The organism is Sporosarcina sp. FSL K6-5500, assembly GCF_038005665.1.
Taxonomy (GTDB): Bacteria; Bacillota; Bacilli; order Bacillales_A; family Planococcaceae; genus Sporosarcina; species Sporosarcina psychrophila.
This window is the reverse complement of the sequence record NZ_JBBOTP010000001.1, coordinates 587894-605282: the sequence shown is the minus strand read 5'-3', so window position 1 is coordinate 605282 and position 17389 is coordinate 587894. Positions and strand designations below refer to the sequence as shown.

Genomic DNA, 17389 nt, shown 5'->3' with positions numbered 1-17389 from the left:
AACTATAAGAGGATTTACGCTACAAGTATGGAAGTAGTACTAGAGCTAGTAATTGTATTTTGAAAATAAGTGGGGGGGAAATAGAATGAGAAACGAAGAAATGTTATTGATACCTGGACCGACGCCTGTTGTCGATTCCATTTATGATGCGATGGCGAGTGAAACAAGAGGGCATACTGATCCGAGATTTGTTGCAATTTACAAAAATGCCATTGAGCAGACACGTGAAATGTTGCAAACAGATGGGGAAGTTTTTGTCGTTGCCGGATCAGGAACGATTGCAATGGAAATGGCGCTTGTTAACACAGTCGCGGCTGGGGAAAAGATATTAGTTGTCAGCCAAGGTTATTTCGGTGACCGGTTCATTAAATTAGGGCAAGCTTTTGGCATTGAGGTGGATGTGCTTCAATCGGAATGGGGCAAACAAGTTACGCCTGAAGAAGTGGAGGCGAAACTTGTTGAAGGGCATTATAAAGCAGTAACAATTACGCATGCAGACACATCGACTGGTGTTGCAGCAGATCTCGAAGCACTTGTACCAATCGTGAAAAAACATGGTGCACTTGTCATTTTAGATGGTGTTTGTGCAACGGCTGCGATGGAAGAAGATATGAGTAAAACATACGGCCATCCAGATTATAAAATTGATGTTATTTTGACTGGCTCTCAAAAAGCAATTGGCGTTCCACCGGGATTAGCGATTGTCGCCTTTAACAAAACCGCTTTGGCTGCTAGGGAGAAGATTGAACGCGTTCCGGCTTATTATTGCGATATCTACAATTGGATTCCTGTCATGAACGACCCTTCAAAATATTTTGCAACACCGCCAGTGAACTTGATTTATGCCTATAATGAAGGAATGAGACTCGTTCACGCAGAAGGCTTGTCGACAAGAATTATTCGCCATACGGCATTCGGCAAAGCGGTGCGAGCTGCGCTTTCTGAATATGGCATGAAAGCAATTGCTGATGAAAATGTAGCAGCATCAACATTGAGCTGTATCCTCTATCCTGATGGTGTCGGCGACGCGGAATTTCGCGCAACGCTTGGTAAAAAAGGTGTCATTGTGGCAGGATCACTTGCTCATTTAGCAGGAAAAGCGTTCCGCATTGGGCATATGGGGAACACAACTGAGGAAATGTTGGAACAAGCGGTTGAATTAATTGGTGACACGTTGAATGAAATGGGTCATTCAGTTGATTCGGCGAAGGCAGTTCAGCGGTTTAAGCAAGAAGTACGTGTGGGTGTTTGAGATGGGGCTATCCTTTAACGGGTAGCCTTTTTTTATTGGAAAAAGGGGTGAGCGATCATATAACCCGGTAATCGATCATATCGGAGTGCGACGTGATTATATAACCCGCCAACCGAGCATATCCGAGTGCGTCCCGATCATATAACCTGATATCCGATCATATCCGCGAGCGACCCGATCATATAACCCGGCAGCCGAGCATATCCGCGTGCGCCCCGATCATATAACCCGGCACCCAATCATATCGGAGTGCGCCCCGATCATATAACCTGGTAACCGATCATATCCGAGTGCGCCCCGATCATATAACCCGGCAACCGAACATATCCGCGAGCGCCCCGATCATATAACCCGGTAATCAATCATATCCGTATGTGGCCCGATCATATAACCCGGCACCCGATCAAATCCGCGTGCGACCCGATCATATAACCCGCCAACCGATCATATCCGCGAGCGACCCGATCATATAACCCGGTAATCGATCATATCCGTATGTGGCCCGATCCTATAACCCGGCACCCGATCAAATCCGAGTGCGTCCCGATCCTATAACCAGGTAATCGATCATATCCGAGTGCGTCCCGATCATATAACCCGACAACCAATCATATCCGAGTGCGACCCGATCATATCCGTGTGCCACCCGATCATATAACCAGGCATTCGATCATATCCCCTCACCACCCGATCTTATCCACCAGCTAACTCTATTAATAAATTTCCTTACTACCACTTGCCATTAACGTTAACGTCAATGTTAAACTACTCATATAGTTGAAAATTCCAACACTTCAAAGGGGGAGCTAAAGTGAAGGATATTACTGAAGTTGCCCAGGCATATGATGTGTCAACCCGTACAATCCGGTACTATGAGGAACTTGGTTTGTTGAAACCCGACAGGACTGCGGGAAATAGAAGGATTTATCCGAAAGCAGAGGTCGTAAAGCTGCGACTGATTTTGCGCGGAAAAAGGTATGGATTCACGCTGGATGAAATAAAGGAGATGATTTTACTTTTTGACAAAGATCGGACTGGGATAAAACAATTGGAGCGGACAATCGATTTTGGCAATGAAAAAATCGGACAAGTAGAGGACAAAATTCAGGAGCTTACGGAAATGAAGATTGAGATGGAACAGCTTCTTGTGCAATTCACCGAAAAACTAACCAATTTAAAGGGGGATTAAGGAAATGAACAGTTCACAATTGTTGGAGCGTAATGCAAGAAAATATCCTAAGACTGAAGCGGTTATTGGAATGGGGAAACGCTATACGTATAAAGAACTTGATCAGCTTGTGAATCGTTTTGCGCACGGCCTCAAGCTTCTTGGAATTGGGCGAGGAGACAAAGCTGTTCTATATATGCCAAACGTTCCGGAATTTGTTATCGCCTATTTTGCAGTTCAGCGGCTTGGGGCAATCATTGTCCCGATAAATGCCAAGATGACGCTGTCAGAAGTCGAATATGTACTTGAGAATTCTGATGCAAAAGCCTTCATCGCACATGACTTGCTGTTTGAATCAGTGAAAAACTTGGATAGCAATTTAGTGTTAATCAAAACAGGAGCCCCCCTAGACGGTAAATGGATCAGTTTTGAAACAGTACTCAATGATAATGATTCCTCAATTGAATGCAATTTACCCGATTCCAGTGAATCGACCATTTTATATACTTCCGGCACAACAGGTAAACCGAAAGGCGTGTTATTCAGTTATAAAAACATCCTAACAGTTGCGCAAATGATTTGTGTTGAGATGGAAATTAAACCGGAGAGCCGCTTGCTCATCATGATGCCGCTTAGTCATTCTGCACCGCTCCATCTGTTTTTCATGGCGGGGCTAATAGTTGGTGCGACTAGCGTCTTAACACCAACATTCACACCTGATCTTTTAATTGATACCGTTGAGCAAGAAAAAACGACGCACTTCTTCGGGGCACCTGTCGTTTATTTATTGACAGCGAAGAATCCGAAGATGGAAACAGCTGATTTGTCTTCAATGAAATGGTGGATTTACGGCAGCGCGCCTTTATCGCAACCGGAAGTTGAATTTGTGCAGAAAAAGTTCAAATCGGATAACTTCATCTGTGTGTACGGACTGACAGAAGCGGGTCCAAACGGCACGTTATTGAGCGCAAGTGAACATAAAACGAAAGCAGGCAGTATTGGAAAACGGGCGGCACTTCATGCAGAGTTTAGGATTGTTAATCCAAACGGGGAAGACGTACAACAAGGCGAAGTGGGGGAAATTCTTTTACGCGGGGAAGGCAATATGCTTGGCTACTATAACAATATAGAAGCAACTGCTGAAACATTCATAGGGGACTGGTTGAAAACAGGTGACTTGGCGAAAATAGATGAAGACGGTTACATTTGGGTTGTCGACCGGAAAAAAGATCTGATCATTTCCGGTGGAGTCAATATTTATCCGAAAGAAGTTGAAGAAGTACTTATTACACATTCGGCAATTAATGAAGTGGCAGTAGTTGGCGTGCCGCATCCGGAATGGGGCGAAACGGTTAAGGCTTATTTTGCGGCAAGTGAAGTGCTTAATCTAGAAGAGGTTAAACAATTTGCGCAAGAACAGCTTGCGCAGTATAAAGTACCGCGTTTGTATGAACAAGTTGAGGCTCTACCGCGTAATGCATCCGGCAAGATATTAAAACAACCATTGAGAGAAGGCGAAGTAAATGGTCTTACAGCAAAGGTCGGAAATTGAAACACCATTGAATTTCTTTGAGCACGATGAGACATTACAAACACTATTAAAAGAATCCTTGTCTCCTAAATTTTACGATTATGCCCATTCAGAATTAACGAAATTTGGTTCACTGGTTGCTAATGAAATCGATAAACGTGCCAAACATACTGACCGTGAAGGGCAACCCCGTCTTGAAATCTATGACAAGTACGGAGATGATCGTTCACATGTCTGGGTCAATGAAGGCTATAAAAAGACAGTGGAAGAAACGTATCGGACAGGGATTGTGGGCTATGTTCATAAAGATATCCCGGAACTCGGCCATAAAGGAAACTACCTCTACAGTTTTGCGCAAGGCTACTTATTATCACAAGCAGAACCGGGATTCCATTGTCCTGTGACGTTGACGCAAGCCACAGCTTATTTGCTCGATCATTATGCTAATGAAGAAGTGAAAGAGAAGTTCCTGCCGCATGTTTGCGCAACAGGTGATATGGAGTTATTTGAAGGCGCGACATTTTTAACGGAGAGACAAGGAGGTTCAGACGTAGGTGCTAATGTCGTGAAGGCGGTGGCAGACGGTGAAAATTATCGTTTATCTGGAGAGAAGTATTTTGCATCCAATGCTGGAATGGCAGGCGTCGCGATGGTTCTTGCTAGAATGGAAGGTTCAGCAGAAGGCTCGCGTGGACTGAGTTTATTTGCGGTGCCTTGGCGACAAGACGACGGTTCACTAAATGGTATTAAGATTCGGAGATTGAAAGATAAGCTTGGCGTGCGGGCAGTACCATCGGGTGAAGTGGAGTTTGATGGTGCTCTAGCTTATGTCGTGGGTGATCCCAAAAAGGGCTTCTACTATATGATGGAAGCGTTGAATTTATCACGAATTTGTAATGCCGTCGCGTCACTTGGCATCATGCGCCGTGCGTTCAACGAGGCCTTGATGTATGCAGAAAGACGCAATGCATTTGGCAAAAAGTTGACTGACTTTCCGATGATCCAGGAAAGTTTAGCGACCATGAAATCGAAGCTTGAAGTCGAACTGGCAACAACATTCGATCTCATTAAGCTCTTTGATAAAGTAACTTCTGGGAATGCATCTGACGAAGAAACTGCATTAAACCGCCTGAAGATTGCGCTCGTTAAAAAAGAAACCGCAGAACAGGCAATCCATTTCGCTCATGAAGCAATTGAAATGCATGGTGGAAATGGCTATATAGAAGACTTCGTCACACCGCGGTTACTTCGCGATGCACAAGTATTAACGGTTTGGGAGGGGACCGCGAATATTTTAGGATTGGAGCTCCTCAGGCTCGTCAATAAATTCAGTGCACACTTGTTATTCATTGACGAAATGACGGAAAGACTAGACGCTGTTCCCGAAAGCTTATGGAAACTACGGATATCCAATGCAGTGGAGACACTAGCAAAAGACCTCACGATATTTGCAAGTTTGAACCCTGACAATCAAACAATCGAAGCAAAGGGATTAATGCGTACTATGGCTTTACTCTATGAAGGGGTCGTTGCGCTTGAATGGTCGGAACAACATGGAGGTCGACATGAAAAGCTGATGGAGATTTTCATCGAAACGAATTGGCCAGAACGAACGATTGGGGAAGTGAAGAGGAGTGTGAAATATTTTAGTGATGTACTGTAACACGTGTTGATTAACCAAAAACAACCCGTAAATAACATGATCACCTACTTGTCGCTACATATTTGTTTCGGTAATCGTATGGTGGTCCTTCATCCGTCGCTCTCCAAAGGCATAGGTTCACGAAGTGCTAAGGCTTTTGGGAACTAAAGAATAGCTAGCTTCTTACTTGGAAAAAAGCCGCCAAAGATGCAATTTTGGCGGCTGTAAATTTCTATAAGGTGTTTTCTTTTTTAATTTAAAGATAATGATCAAGTGAAAACGGAGTTTACCTATCCCTTTTTGCTTATTCGATCTCCCGTGATTTCTTTAAGACGACTAACTCGTATGCATCAACAGAAGTAAATTCACCTTTTACTTCCTGTTGCGCTGTATTCTTATCAAAATTATTATTCGCCATCACTCTCCATATTGCCGATGAAGGTAAGCGCAACTCATAGGATTTTTTTGTTGGATTAATATAGATTGCAAAATCTTCGTTATCTCCAAGTAATGTGAAGCCAAAAACAGGAGCGGGCGTGTCTAATATATATAATCTTCTCCTAATATCTTGGTTAGAAGTAAGGCGAAATACATCATATTTTTTTCGAAGCGCAATCAGCGTTTTAATAAATTCAACATAGTCATTTTCTACTTCTCTTTTCCGCCAATCTAATTGATTGATCCAATCACTGGAAATATAGCTATTCTCATCGCCCTGTTTAGTTCTAAACCATTCTTGACCAGCATGGATAAACGGAATCCCTTGGCTTAATAACGTGATTCCTGAAGCAAGTTGGTGCATTTTCTTACGCGTCAAATCGCTGTCTTGATCATTGCTAAGTAGAAGCCGATCCCATAGTGTATGGTTATCGTGACATTCGACGTAGTTAATTGTTTGGTTCACTTCGGACACAAATGGTGTACCAAATTCTTCTAAAGTGGTCCCAGATACGAGGTGGGGCAGCCTTTCGATGAAACGACCTTGACCATTTACATAACCAGTTTCATGTTTGTTAAATAACTGACCTTTGAGTGAATCGCGGAAGTAGTCATTGAAAAATTTAAGACCTGTTAATTGATTGGAGTGCATGGAAGTAGCTTTCTTTTCGGAAGCTAATGCTGTTGGAAGATCCCAACCTTCTCCTAAAAGCATTATTGGCACTGATTCTTCTTTACAGCGCTCATGAATTTGGTTCATTGTCTCGATATCGATGGCCCCCATTAAATCGAACCGGAATCCATCTACATGATAGTCATTCAGCCAAAATTCAATCGTATCTAAAATGAATTTCCGGGCCATTGCTCGCTCTGTTGCAAAATCATTACCTACCCCAGTTCCGTTGCTAAGGCTTCCATCACTGTGATAACGGAAGTAATAGCCTGGAACAAGTTTTTCAAATGGTGATTCTTCCATGATAAAAACATGATTATAAACGACATCAAGGATGACCGCGATTTCTGCCTGATGAAACGCTTGAATCATCTTTTTACATTCAATGATTCTTGCTACGGGGTCATTAGGTGTTAGGGAATAACTGCCTTCTGGTACTTGAAAGTATAATGGATCGTACCCCCAATTATAGTCATCGTTCGGACTAGTCTCATCTATGCGTGCAAAATCATTAATTGGTAAAAGTTGAACATGCGTGCAACCTAATTCTTTCATATAAGTGAGCGCTGTTGAAAAACCATTTTTTGTCGTTGTAGCTGTTTCTGTCAAACCTAAATATTTACCTCGATTAACGACACCGCTTTCTTCTTGATTGGTCGCGTCTCTTACATGTAATTCATAGATAATTGCATCTTGTAAATTCTGAAGTTTTGGCCTGTTTCGTTTGTTAAAGTTAGGTGGGTCAGTTCTAGCAGGGTCTATAATCACGCTTTTTTCACTGTTAGCAAGCATAGCTTTTGCATAGGGGTCATTCAAACGTGTCGTTTGTCCATTGACAATAACCTTATAATCATAAGAAAAACCATGCCAATCACCATCAATTTTTAGTTGCCATAGACCACTTTTTTGTCGATTTAATAAAAAATCACGATTATCTAAATTTAACTTTACAGAAGTAGCCGTCGGGGCCCAAATAGAGAATGTGGTTGCGGAGTGTTCATAGTCAGTCCCTAATTTAGTAGTCAAATCAGCATAGTGCTGATCAAACCAATCCGTTCGGACGATTGCTCTAGGGTAAACAGGGACCTTCGCTGTGCCCCATAAGAGCACAAGACTTTCTCCGATTGGCAGTTCTTCTAAAAGAATAATCCTTACGGTGGAATCGGCGTTTACTTTTTCAACCTTTGTCGAAAAATACTTCTCTTTTGCTGCCCAATAAATGACGGGAGGTTCTTCCGTGTGCAGCAATATAGATATATCGTTCACGATAACGGTTAACACGTGAACATCATCGATCCAAGCTACATGAGTTTCCACAAAAGCAACCCCTTTTCTTGTTTGAATCTAACATACAAGACGTATGGACGCCGAGTTCTCTATTGCCAATACCTAAAACCTACCTCCGCTTTTGCCATTCATACTTGCTTATTCCTAGTATATGTTCTACCCCTATTTTAAGAAACTTACTTGAATTTTAACCAGGAATTAATATATTTCCCTAAAAAATAGTTGTCACATTATTCTAAAACTAAGTAACGCAATTGATTTCTATATGGATGTGGAGTCAGAGTTAAGTCATTCATTCGACATTAATTTACATTAAATTTACCAATAAAAGAAATTTGTAGAACGATTTAACATTCATTTACATAATAATCTGCTAACATAGAATTTGGTATAACCCTTAGCAATAAGGTTTCTACGTAGCGTTTGTAGCTGCTTTAGATTGTGAAAGTTGATTCTTTTTATATCGAGCTATTACAAAGAAGTGAATAATAAAAGATCCACGACAAAGAAGAACTAGTCATATTCGTATACCATCCTGAATATAATCTTAATTGGCTCAAGAAAGGAGTCAGCACGATGTATTACAATATTTCAGAACAAGAACTATTTTTATTTCACCAAGGTACTAATTATCATAGTCACCAATTATTAGGTTGCCATACGATTGAATGGGAAGGGACTCAAGGCTATCGATTTGTAGTGTGGGCACCTAACGCTAAAGAAATTCATGTAGTCGGTGACTTTAATCAATGGAAAGGCAATTTACACCCATTAAAGAGAGTCACGAACGAAGGGTTATGGATTGGTTTTTATACGGATATTCCCGAAAACATCCCTTATAAATATGAAATTGAATCGGACAATGGTCAAGTGCTACTGAAAGCAGATCCATATGCTCTTCAATCTGAGCTTCGACCTAAAACGGCATCTTTAACCCCGATTCTATCCGGATATGAGTGGAGTGATGATGATTGGCAAGAAGAAAAGAAAACGTTTGATGTTTATTCATCACCCGTATCGATTTATGAAGTTCATCTAGGCTCTTGGAAAACAAATGTAGACGGTGAATTTTATTCATATCGCGAACTTGCTGATCAATTGGTTCCTTATGTAAAATCGCTAGGTTATACACATATTGAATTACTCCCACTTGCGGAGCATCCATTTGATCTGTCGTGGGGTTATCAAATAACTGGTTATTTTTCTGTCACGTCTCGTTATGGTCCACGTGATGAATTTAAATACTTTGTTGATCAGTGCCATCAACAGAACATCGGTGTAATTATGGACTGGGTTCCTGGTCACTTTTGTAAGGATGATTTTGCACTTCGTCAATTTGATGGGGAGGCATTATATGAATATGCCGATCCTCGTAAAGCTGAAAAAAAGTTGTGGGGAACATTAACCTTCGACTTTGGACGACCTGAAGTACAAAGCTTTTTAATCTCTAATGCACTTTTTTGGCTGGAAGAATATCATATCGATGGGATTCGTGTAGATGCAGTAGCTAGTATGCTCTATCTTAACTTTGATAAATCGGAAGACAAGGATAAAATCTACAATTCATACGGTGGAGATGAAAATCTTGAAGCATATGCCTTTATCCGCAAATTAAATGAAGTTATTTTTTCATATGAGCCTGGGGCAATGATGATGGCTGAAGACAGTTCAGATTTACCACTTGTTACGGCACCTACACATGTAGGAGGGCTTGGTTTTAATTTTAAATGGAATATGGGCTGGATGAACGACACGCTTACCTATATGGAAGCAGATCCAGTGTACCGAAAATGGCATCACAATCTACTAACTTTCCCATTTATGTATACACATACAGAAAACTTTCTACTACCGCTGTCACACGATGAAGTCGTTCATGGTAAAAAATCATTGCTCGATAAAATGCCTGGTGATCAGTGGCGGCAGTTTGCAAACCTGAGATTACTTTATGGCTATATGATGGCGCACCCTGGTAAAAAGTTATTATTTATGGGAGGTGAGCTAGCACAGTATGCTGAATGGAAGGATCAAGAACAATTGGATTGGCAACTTTTAGATTATCCGCTTCATAAAGCAATTTTTAACTATGTTAAAGCGCTCAATCATTTCTATCTGGAATATCCTGAACTTTATGAATTAGACCATAATACTGAAGGGTTTGAGTGGATTGATCCTCATAATATCGATCAAAGTGTGATTGCTTTTCGTAGACGTAGTACAAGCCCAGGGGAAGAACTAATCGTTGTCTGCAATTTCACACCGGAAGTCCTTTTTGACTATAAAATTGGTGTGCCCACTCCTGGGACTTATCAAGAAATTTTTAATTCAGATGCTAGTCAATTCGGGGGATCTGGACAGGTAAACGATGCTGACCATTTTAGCATTCCGCAAGAATGGCACAGATTATTACAGCATATAAAAATAAAGGTACCACCATTAGCTATCACAATTTTTAAATGCAAAAAAGTACCTGAATTTATTGAGGAGGCTAATTAATGAAAAATTGTGTAGGCATGTTGTTGGCTGGTGGAGAAGGGAAACGTTTAGGCAAATTAACGAACAACTTAGCGAAACCAGCAGTGCACTTCGGAGGTAAGTATCGAATTATTGACTTCACGTTAAGTAATTGTGCCAACTCAGGACTTCAGACATTGGGCGTGATGACTCAATATTCACCACTTGAATTAAACAAACATATTGGAAATGGAAAACCGTGGAACTTGAATCGGCAAAACACTGGTGTGACGATACTTTCCCCTTATACCGCGAAAGACGGAGGAGACTGGTATTCTGGTACGGCTGATGCAATCTATCAAAACATTCATTTTATCGACCGGCATGACCCAGAATATGTCCTTGTCATTTCGGGTGATCATATTTATCAAATGGATTACGCAGCAATGTTGGAAGAACATAAACAAACGGGCGCTGATGTCACCATTTCCGCAATTCCAGTGGCTTGGGAAGAAGCATCGCGGTTTGGAATTTTGAATACAACTGATGACATGCGCATCTACGAATTTGATGAAAAACCGCAAAATCCAAAAAGTAATTTAGCGTCTATGGGCGTTTATATATTTTCATGGGCAACATTAAGATCCTATTTGTTGGAGGATGCTGAAAATAGTCAATCCAGTCATGATTTCGGAAAGGATATTATTCCATCGATGGTTAATAATAATCTTCGTTTGTATGCGTATCGTTTCGAAGGTTATTGGAAGGATGTCGGTACAATCGAAAGTTATTGGGAAGCCAATATGGACCTGCTGGATAAAGATTGGAGTCTCTTGTTAAATAATGAAAACTGGAGAATATACACCAACGAAACGAACATTCCCCCAGAGTATATCGGGGAAACTGCAGTTGTGAAGCAGTCATTGATCAATTCTGGGTGTTGGGTGTGTGGAACAGTTGATAGTTCTGTATTGTTTGAGAATGTAGTGATTCATCCTGATAGCATGGTTAAACAATCCATCTTGTATCCAGGCGTAGAAGTAGGGAAGAACTCGATTCTAGAACGAGTAATTGTAATGGAAAATACAAAAATTCCTGAAGGCACACATATTAGCATTGGACTTACTGAAGAGCCGCTCGTGATCAATCAAGATACATTGAGTGGGATTTTAGCGTTAAGTTATATCGGATAAGAAATAGAAGTACGATGGCTTGTTGGACTCTCTGTTGAAGTAATGTTGTGTATATTAGAACCATATATTCGGCACTACTTATTTGAAGTTAACTAGGTGGTATACCTCGCCAGTATAACGAGTAAATCTAGCGAAGGAGCGAACAAGTGTGAGCCGGAGCAATAAGACCGCCAGTGATCTTCTGACGGGCTTATTGCGTGAGGCCATCACCAAGCGACAAAGCGATGTTGGAAGGACAATCTATTTGTTAAGTACCGACTATCTATACAATTTAAGGGGGAAAATAGATGAACACAATGATGGGCCTTATTAATCTGGAACACGAGCATCATTACTTTCATGAATTAACTTATTTTCGTAGTGGTGCCACAATTCCTTTTGCGGGTCGTTATCGTTTGATTGATTTTCCGCTTTCGAATATGGGGAATTCTAATGTAGAGGCAGTGGCTATTTTTACCCGCAATAAATATAGATCCTTAATGGATCATCTTCAAACAGGTGGTAGCTGGGAGATGGATGAGCGCAATGGTGGCTTGTTTATTCTTCCACCGGATTGGAACGATCCATCTGATATTTCAAAAGGCGATTTGAGTTTTTTTCATAATAACCGTGATTATTTTGCTCGTGGAAAATCTTCCTATGTACTGATTAGCGGAAGTCAATTTATATCAAATACGGATTATCAAGATGCATTTAAAAGTCATCTTGCTAATAAAGCAGATGTCACGCTGATTACCACTCATGTTGAGACGTTAAATACTGAACATGATTCTGCTTTTCGAATTGAAGCAGACGAAGATGGCTGGGTCACTACTATCACGAATGATAAGCAAGAAAATGACCTTTTCACGGGTGTTTATATTATCAACAAAGACTTATTAATGACGTTAGTTGATCAATGTATTGCACACCACCAAGATCATTTTTTTGTCCATGGCATTAAAGAGAATCTTGCTACGTTAAAGGTTCAAACGTATAAAAACAATGGTTACGGTGTGTTTATCAATTCAATCGAGAGTTATTATCGGCATAATATGAATCTATTATCAGAGGAGAATTATAAAGCATTATTTTATAAACTACCATTTATTCGGACGAAGGTTGGGAATCAGCCACCTACGAAATATCGTAATGAAGCGAATGTCAAAAAATCAATTCTGGCAAATGGTTGTATTATTGCTGGCGAGGTAGAGGGCAGTGTTTTGTTTCGAGGTGTAACCGTAGAAGAAGGTGCAACGGTAAAAAACTCGATTATCATGCAGCGTTGTAAAATTGAAGCAGGTGTCCATTTGGAGAATGTGATATTAGATAAAGACGTTCATGTGACCGCAAATCAACAATTAATCGGATCAAAGGATAAACCCTATGTCGTTGCAAAAAGACAAGTCATGTAAAAAAAGAAATCGTTGGTTGGAAAGGGAAGATTTCATATGAGAAATGTATTATTTGTAGCTTCGGAATGCACACCTTTTATTAAAACCGGTGGATTAGCAGATGTGATCGGGTCACTTCCACAAGCATTGAAAGAGAATGTAGGAGTCGAGGTGCGAGTGATTCTTCCACTTTATGATGAAATACCGCTAAAATGGCGAGATAAAATGGAGTATGTCATGAGCTTTAATGTACCGCTTGGCTGGCGTAATTCGGAAGCAAGTATGTATTCATTAGAATATAACAATATCATTTATTACTTCGTTTCAAATGAGTATTATTTCACCCGTAAAGGGGTATACGGGTATTACGATGACGGTGAACGATTTTTGTTTTTTAGTCGTGCTGTTATTGAAGCATTAACCCATCTAGATTTTAAACCGGACGTACTTCACGCACATGATTGGCAAGCGGGTATGGCTGTTGCTCTTGCTAAAATTATTCAGCCCATATTCGATATGAAAACGGTCATGACAATTCATAATATTAAGTACCAAGGGCTGATGCCAATCGACATATTTGAGGATTTCTTTGATATGTCACGGGAGCATATCGGTGGTTTTGAATGGAATGGAATGCTGAACTGTTTGAAAAGCGGCTTGTTTCATGCAGATAAAATCACAACGGTTAGTCCGAGTTATGGAGAAGAAATAAAAGATCCTTACTATGGTGAAGAACTTCACCCATTTCTTTTGGAACGGTCCGCTGATTTAATCGGTGTGCTTAATGGTATTGATACTAAAGATTATAATCCTCAAACGGATCCGGCAATTGCAGTTAACTACCGTTCTTCAAGAGCTAAAAAGAAGGAGAATAAACTTATACTTCAAGAAAAACTAGGATTGCCAATAATAGCTGAAAAGCCGCTCTACATTATTATTACTCGGCTTGTTGAACAAAAAGGCTTGCATCTTGTTCAACATATTTTAGATGATTTTCTCCACGAAGATGTTCAATTCATAATCTTAGGAACCGGGGATGAAGAATTTGAAACGTATTTTGCGGAAGCCGCTGAGAGTCATCCCAATAAACTTGTGACCTTGTTGGCTTTTGATGAAGGAGTAGCGCGACAATTATATGCAAGTGCCGATTTCTTTGTCATGCCTTCAAAGTTTGAACCTTGTGGATTAGCCCAACTCATTGCCTTACAATACAAAACGGTACCAATTGTGCGGGAGACAGGGGGATTGAGGGATACAGTTCTACCGTTTAACGAACTAACTGGTGAAGGAAATGGATTTAGTTTTACAAATTACAATGCTGATGATTTATTGGCTACATTACGCTATTCTTTAAGAATTTATCATGATCCTATTCAGTGGCCGGTAGTGGTGAAAAATGTGAATAAAAGTCAGTTCAGTTGGAAGAGTTCAGCTCGAGATTATGCAACCATTTATGACCAGTTAACGACAATAAGTGTATAGGGGGCAGAATCTTGCTTGAACTAACTGTGGATGAGTTTAAAGAGCGGATCATAAGCAAATTACAAACAGACAAAAGTAAAGAAGTAGCAGATGCGACCAATAAAGAAATTTATTATGTGATTGCTTCAATTGTCAATGAGGAGATCCTACCGCATTGGCAATCGACTAAAAAAAGATATAACGAGAAAAGCTGTAAACAAGTTTATTATTTATCGATGGAGTTTTTAGTGGGTAGTTTAATTGAAAGTAACCTGCTTAATTGTGGGATGCTTGAACAGTCAAATGAGGCGCTGAAGCAGTTAGGGTTCGACCCTGATAACATCTATGCCCAAGAGCATGATGCTGGTTTAGGGAATGGCGGGTTAGGCAGATTAGCGGCTTGCTTTCTCGATTCATTAGCCTCACTTAAATATCCTGGACATGGTTTCGGAATACGATATCGCTACGGTTTATTCGAACAGCGAATTATCCATGGTAACCAGGTTGAGCTTCCGGATTATTGGTTAAAGGATCAGTACGCTTGGGAAACACGAAAAGAAGACGAAGCTATTTGCATTCATTATCACGGAAACGTACATATGTTTCAGCGGAATGATGGAAATATTGAATTTAAACATGAAAATACAGATAAGGTAATGGCGATACCTTATGATATTCCTATTGTTGGCTATAAAAATGAAGTGATCAATACACTTCGTCTTTGGAGTGCAGAATCAGTTGGTCTAGATCGGGACGGCTCATCAGAAGAAGGAATGCATTATTACCATGATCTTGATCATAAGCATTCGATTGAACAAATTTCAGGATATTTATACCCTGACGATTCGAAGTATGAAGGAAAAGAGTTGCGCTTAAAGCAACAGTATTTCCTTGTTTCTTCCAGTATACAAAATATCATTAAGGACTTTAAAAAGAACCATCAAAAATCGTTGAAGTATTTACCTGAAAAAGTGGTTATTCAAGTGAACGATACGCACCCAACTTTAGCAATCCCTGAACTAATGAGAATACTTATGGATGAAGAGCACTTCAGTTGGGACAGTGCTTGGGAAGTAACGACGAAAGTAATTGCCTACACGAATCATACAACATTGAGTGAAGCGCTTGAAACCTGGCCGAAAGGCATGATGGAGCATCTACTTCCGCGTATTTATATGATTATTGATGAAATCAACGAGCGTTTTTGCAAAGGACTCTGGTTTGATCATCAGGAGCTTAGAGAGAAAATTCCGGAGCTAGCCATTATCGCTGATGAGCAAATCCACATGGCACGGCTCGCAATTGTTGGGAGCTTCAGTGTGAATGGTGTCGCGCAAATTCATACGGATATTTTAAAGGAAAAGGAAATGAAGAATTTTTATGAACTATTCCCGGATCGTTTTAACAATAAGACGAACGGAATCACCCATCGCCGTTGGCTGTTGCAAGCAAATCCTAAATTATCGGGACTTATAACAGAGTCAATTGGTCCACAGTGGATACAACGCCCCAAACAGCTTATTAGCTTATTAAAATATTCGAAGGATGCTTCATTTTTAGAGAAATTTCATCAAGTGAAGCATGAAAATAAGCAAATATTAGCGAACCTCATTCATGAGCGCACGGGTATTTTAGTGGATGATCAATCAATTTTTGATGTACAAATTAAACGGCTTCATGAATATAAACGTCAGTTACTTAATATTTTCCACATTATTTATTTATACAATGAATTAAAAGAAAATCCAAATCTAGATATGATTCCTCGCACATTTATTTTCGGAGCAAAGGCCGCACCTAGTTACCATTTAGCGAAAGAAGTAATCAAGCTTATTAATAAGGTCGCCTCGATTGTGAACCACGATGCGGCTATTCAGGGTAAACTAAAAGTTGTTTTTTTAGAAAACTATAATGTTAGCCTTGCTGAAAAAATTATACCAGCAGCCGATGTTAGTGAACAGATATCAACTGCGAGTAAGGAAGCATCAGGTACGGGCAACATGAAAATGATGATGAACGGCGCTTTAACAATTGGTACACTAGATGGTGCAAATGTTGAAATTAAAGAGGCTGTTGGCAATGAAAATATTTTCATTTTCGGTTTAAAAGCGGATGAAGTATTGAATTACCATCAACATGGCGGTTATAATGCTACGGATATTTACAATACGGATGACAGGATTAGCCGGATTTTAGACCAATTAAATCAGGGTGAATTTGGATCGCATGAAATTGAGTTCAAAGACATTTATTACAATATTCTATCCCAAAATGATCCTTATTTTGTCTTAAAAGATTTTGAACCTTATCTTGAAACTCATGAACTAGTGGAGCAAACGTACCGTGATAAATTATCCTGGCTCCATAAGAGTGTAACGAATGTCGCTCACTCAGGAAAATTTTCCAGCGACCGAACAATCCAAGATTATGCGACAGAGATCTGGAAGTTGAAAAAACAGGTTTGAATCAAATGGAAAGAAACCTTATCAAACACTAGGCGTTCAGTGTACAGTTGCTTTTAGATCACTTTGGATTGAACGACTCTTATCCGATTACCGAGATATTTTGATCTATGGGGATGCGACGCAGTCGCATCCCCATAGATCTTGTTTTTCGATAATCGCATGGTGGTCGTTCATCCGTCGTTCTCCAAAGGTATAAGTACACGAAGTTCTAAAGCTTTTTGGGATGAAAGAATAGTTAGCTTCTTAGTTGGATAAAGGCAGTCAAAAATACAATTTTGGCTGCTTACTCCTTCTCTATGGTTTTTCTTTTTTATTTTAAGGAAATGTTAATTTCTACAGGATATCACGTAATAACAAGTGTGATTTTGCTGAAAGATAAGTAAGGAACGCATTGTAGAAAATGCAAACGTGCCCGAAATTGTATCTTCGGGCACTTATAACTTCTGTGAAAA

The 17389-nt window shown here is 40.1% G+C and carries 10 protein-coding genes; 9 read left to right on the top strand and 1 reads right to left on the bottom strand.

Annotated features, from left to right (window positions below):
* Positions 1-85 precede the first annotated feature (85 nt).
* From MKX62_RS02745 to MKX62_RS02730, 4 genes are all read left to right on the top strand, one after another.
* Positions 86-1252 (top strand): pyridoxal-phosphate-dependent aminotransferase family protein, encoded by a 1167-nt coding sequence (locus tag MKX62_RS02745; RefSeq protein ID WP_340740620.1) that lies wholly within the window; start codon positions 86-88, stop codon positions 1250-1252.
* An 811-nt stretch (positions 1253-2063) separates the two neighbouring features.
* Positions 2064-2441: a MerR family transcriptional regulator gene (locus MKX62_RS02740; protein ID WP_340740619.1), complete on the top strand. Its 378-nt coding sequence runs from the start codon at positions 2064-2066 to the stop codon at positions 2439-2441.
* Positions 2442-2445: 4 nt separating this feature from the next.
* Positions 2446-3972 carry a class I adenylate-forming enzyme family protein gene (locus MKX62_RS02735; RefSeq protein ID WP_340740618.1) on the top strand — a complete coding sequence of 509 codons (1527 nt, stop codon included), beginning with the start codon at positions 2446-2448 and terminating at the stop codon, positions 3970-3972.
* Positions 3944-5614, top strand: coding sequence for an acyl-CoA dehydrogenase family protein (locus MKX62_RS02730; protein WP_340740617.1), 1671 nt, complete (start codon positions 3944-3946; stop codon positions 5612-5614). Before MKX62_RS02735 ends, MKX62_RS02730 begins: the two co-directional genes overlap by 29 nt.
* 283 nt (positions 5615-5897) lie before the next feature.
* Here MKX62_RS02730 and pulA read toward each other — a convergent pair whose 3' ends face one another.
* Positions 5898-8021, bottom strand: coding sequence for a type I pullulanase (gene pulA, locus MKX62_RS02725; RefSeq protein WP_340740616.1), 2124 nt, complete (start codon positions 8019-8021; stop codon positions 5898-5900).
* Positions 8022-8567: 546 nt separating this feature from the next.
* Here pulA and glgB point away from each other — a divergent pair.
* The 5 genes from glgB to MKX62_RS02700 all read left to right on the top strand — a co-directional run bounded on the left by glgB (position 8568) and on the right by MKX62_RS02700 (position 16937).
* Positions 8568-10487, top strand: coding sequence for a 1,4-alpha-glucan branching protein GlgB (gene glgB, locus MKX62_RS02720; RefSeq protein WP_340740615.1), 1920 nt, complete (start codon positions 8568-8570; stop codon positions 10485-10487).
* Complete coding sequence (locus MKX62_RS02715) at positions 10487-11638, top strand: glucose-1-phosphate adenylyltransferase (protein ID WP_340740614.1); 1152 nt, start codon at positions 10487-10489, stop codon at positions 11636-11638. The genes glgB and MKX62_RS02715 overlap by 1 nt, the downstream gene beginning before the upstream one ends.
* Before the next feature lie 287 nt (positions 11639-11925).
* A complete protein-coding gene (gene glgD, locus MKX62_RS02710) occupies positions 11926-13032 on the top strand; it encodes a glucose-1-phosphate adenylyltransferase subunit GlgD (protein WP_340740613.1) in 1107 nt (368 codons plus the stop codon).
* Between the two features lie 36 nt (positions 13033-13068).
* Positions 13069-14493 (top strand): glycogen synthase, encoded by a 1425-nt coding sequence (locus MKX62_RS02705; protein WP_340740612.1) that lies wholly within the window; start codon positions 13069-13071, stop codon positions 14491-14493.
* 11 nt (positions 14494-14504) lie between these two features.
* The gene (locus MKX62_RS02700; RefSeq protein WP_338655408.1) at positions 14505-16937 is read left to right on the top strand and encodes a glycogen/starch/alpha-glucan phosphorylase; all 2433 of its coding nucleotides are present in this window, start codon (positions 14505-14507) and stop codon (positions 16935-16937) included.
* Positions 16938-17389 lie beyond the last annotated feature (452 nt).

What these genes read in the sequence shown, in the direction of transcription:
- MKX62_RS02745 (WP_340740620.1), top strand. Translation starts at nt 86, where the DNA reads ATGAGAAACGAAGAAATGTTATTGATACCTGGACCGACGCCTGTTGTC.
- MKX62_RS02735 (WP_340740618.1), top strand. Translation starts at nt 2,446, where the DNA reads ATGAACAGTTCACAATTGTTGGAGCGTAATGCAAGAAAATATCCTAAG.
- MKX62_RS02730 (WP_340740617.1), top strand. Translation starts at nt 3,944, where the DNA reads ATGGTCTTACAGCAAAGGTCGGAAATTGAAACACCATTGAATTTCTTT.
- glgB (WP_340740615.1), top strand. Translation starts at nt 8,568, where the DNA reads ATGTATTACAATATTTCAGAACAAGAACTATTTTTATTTCACCAAGGT.
- MKX62_RS02715 (WP_340740614.1), top strand. Translation starts at nt 10,487, where the DNA reads ATGAAAAATTGTGTAGGCATGTTGTTGGCTGGTGGAGAAGGGAAACGT.
- glgD (WP_340740613.1), top strand. Translation starts at nt 11,926, where the DNA reads ATGAACACAATGATGGGCCTTATTAATCTGGAACACGAGCATCATTAC.
- MKX62_RS02705 (WP_340740612.1), top strand. Translation starts at nt 13,069, where the DNA reads ATGAGAAATGTATTATTTGTAGCTTCGGAATGCACACCTTTTATTAAA.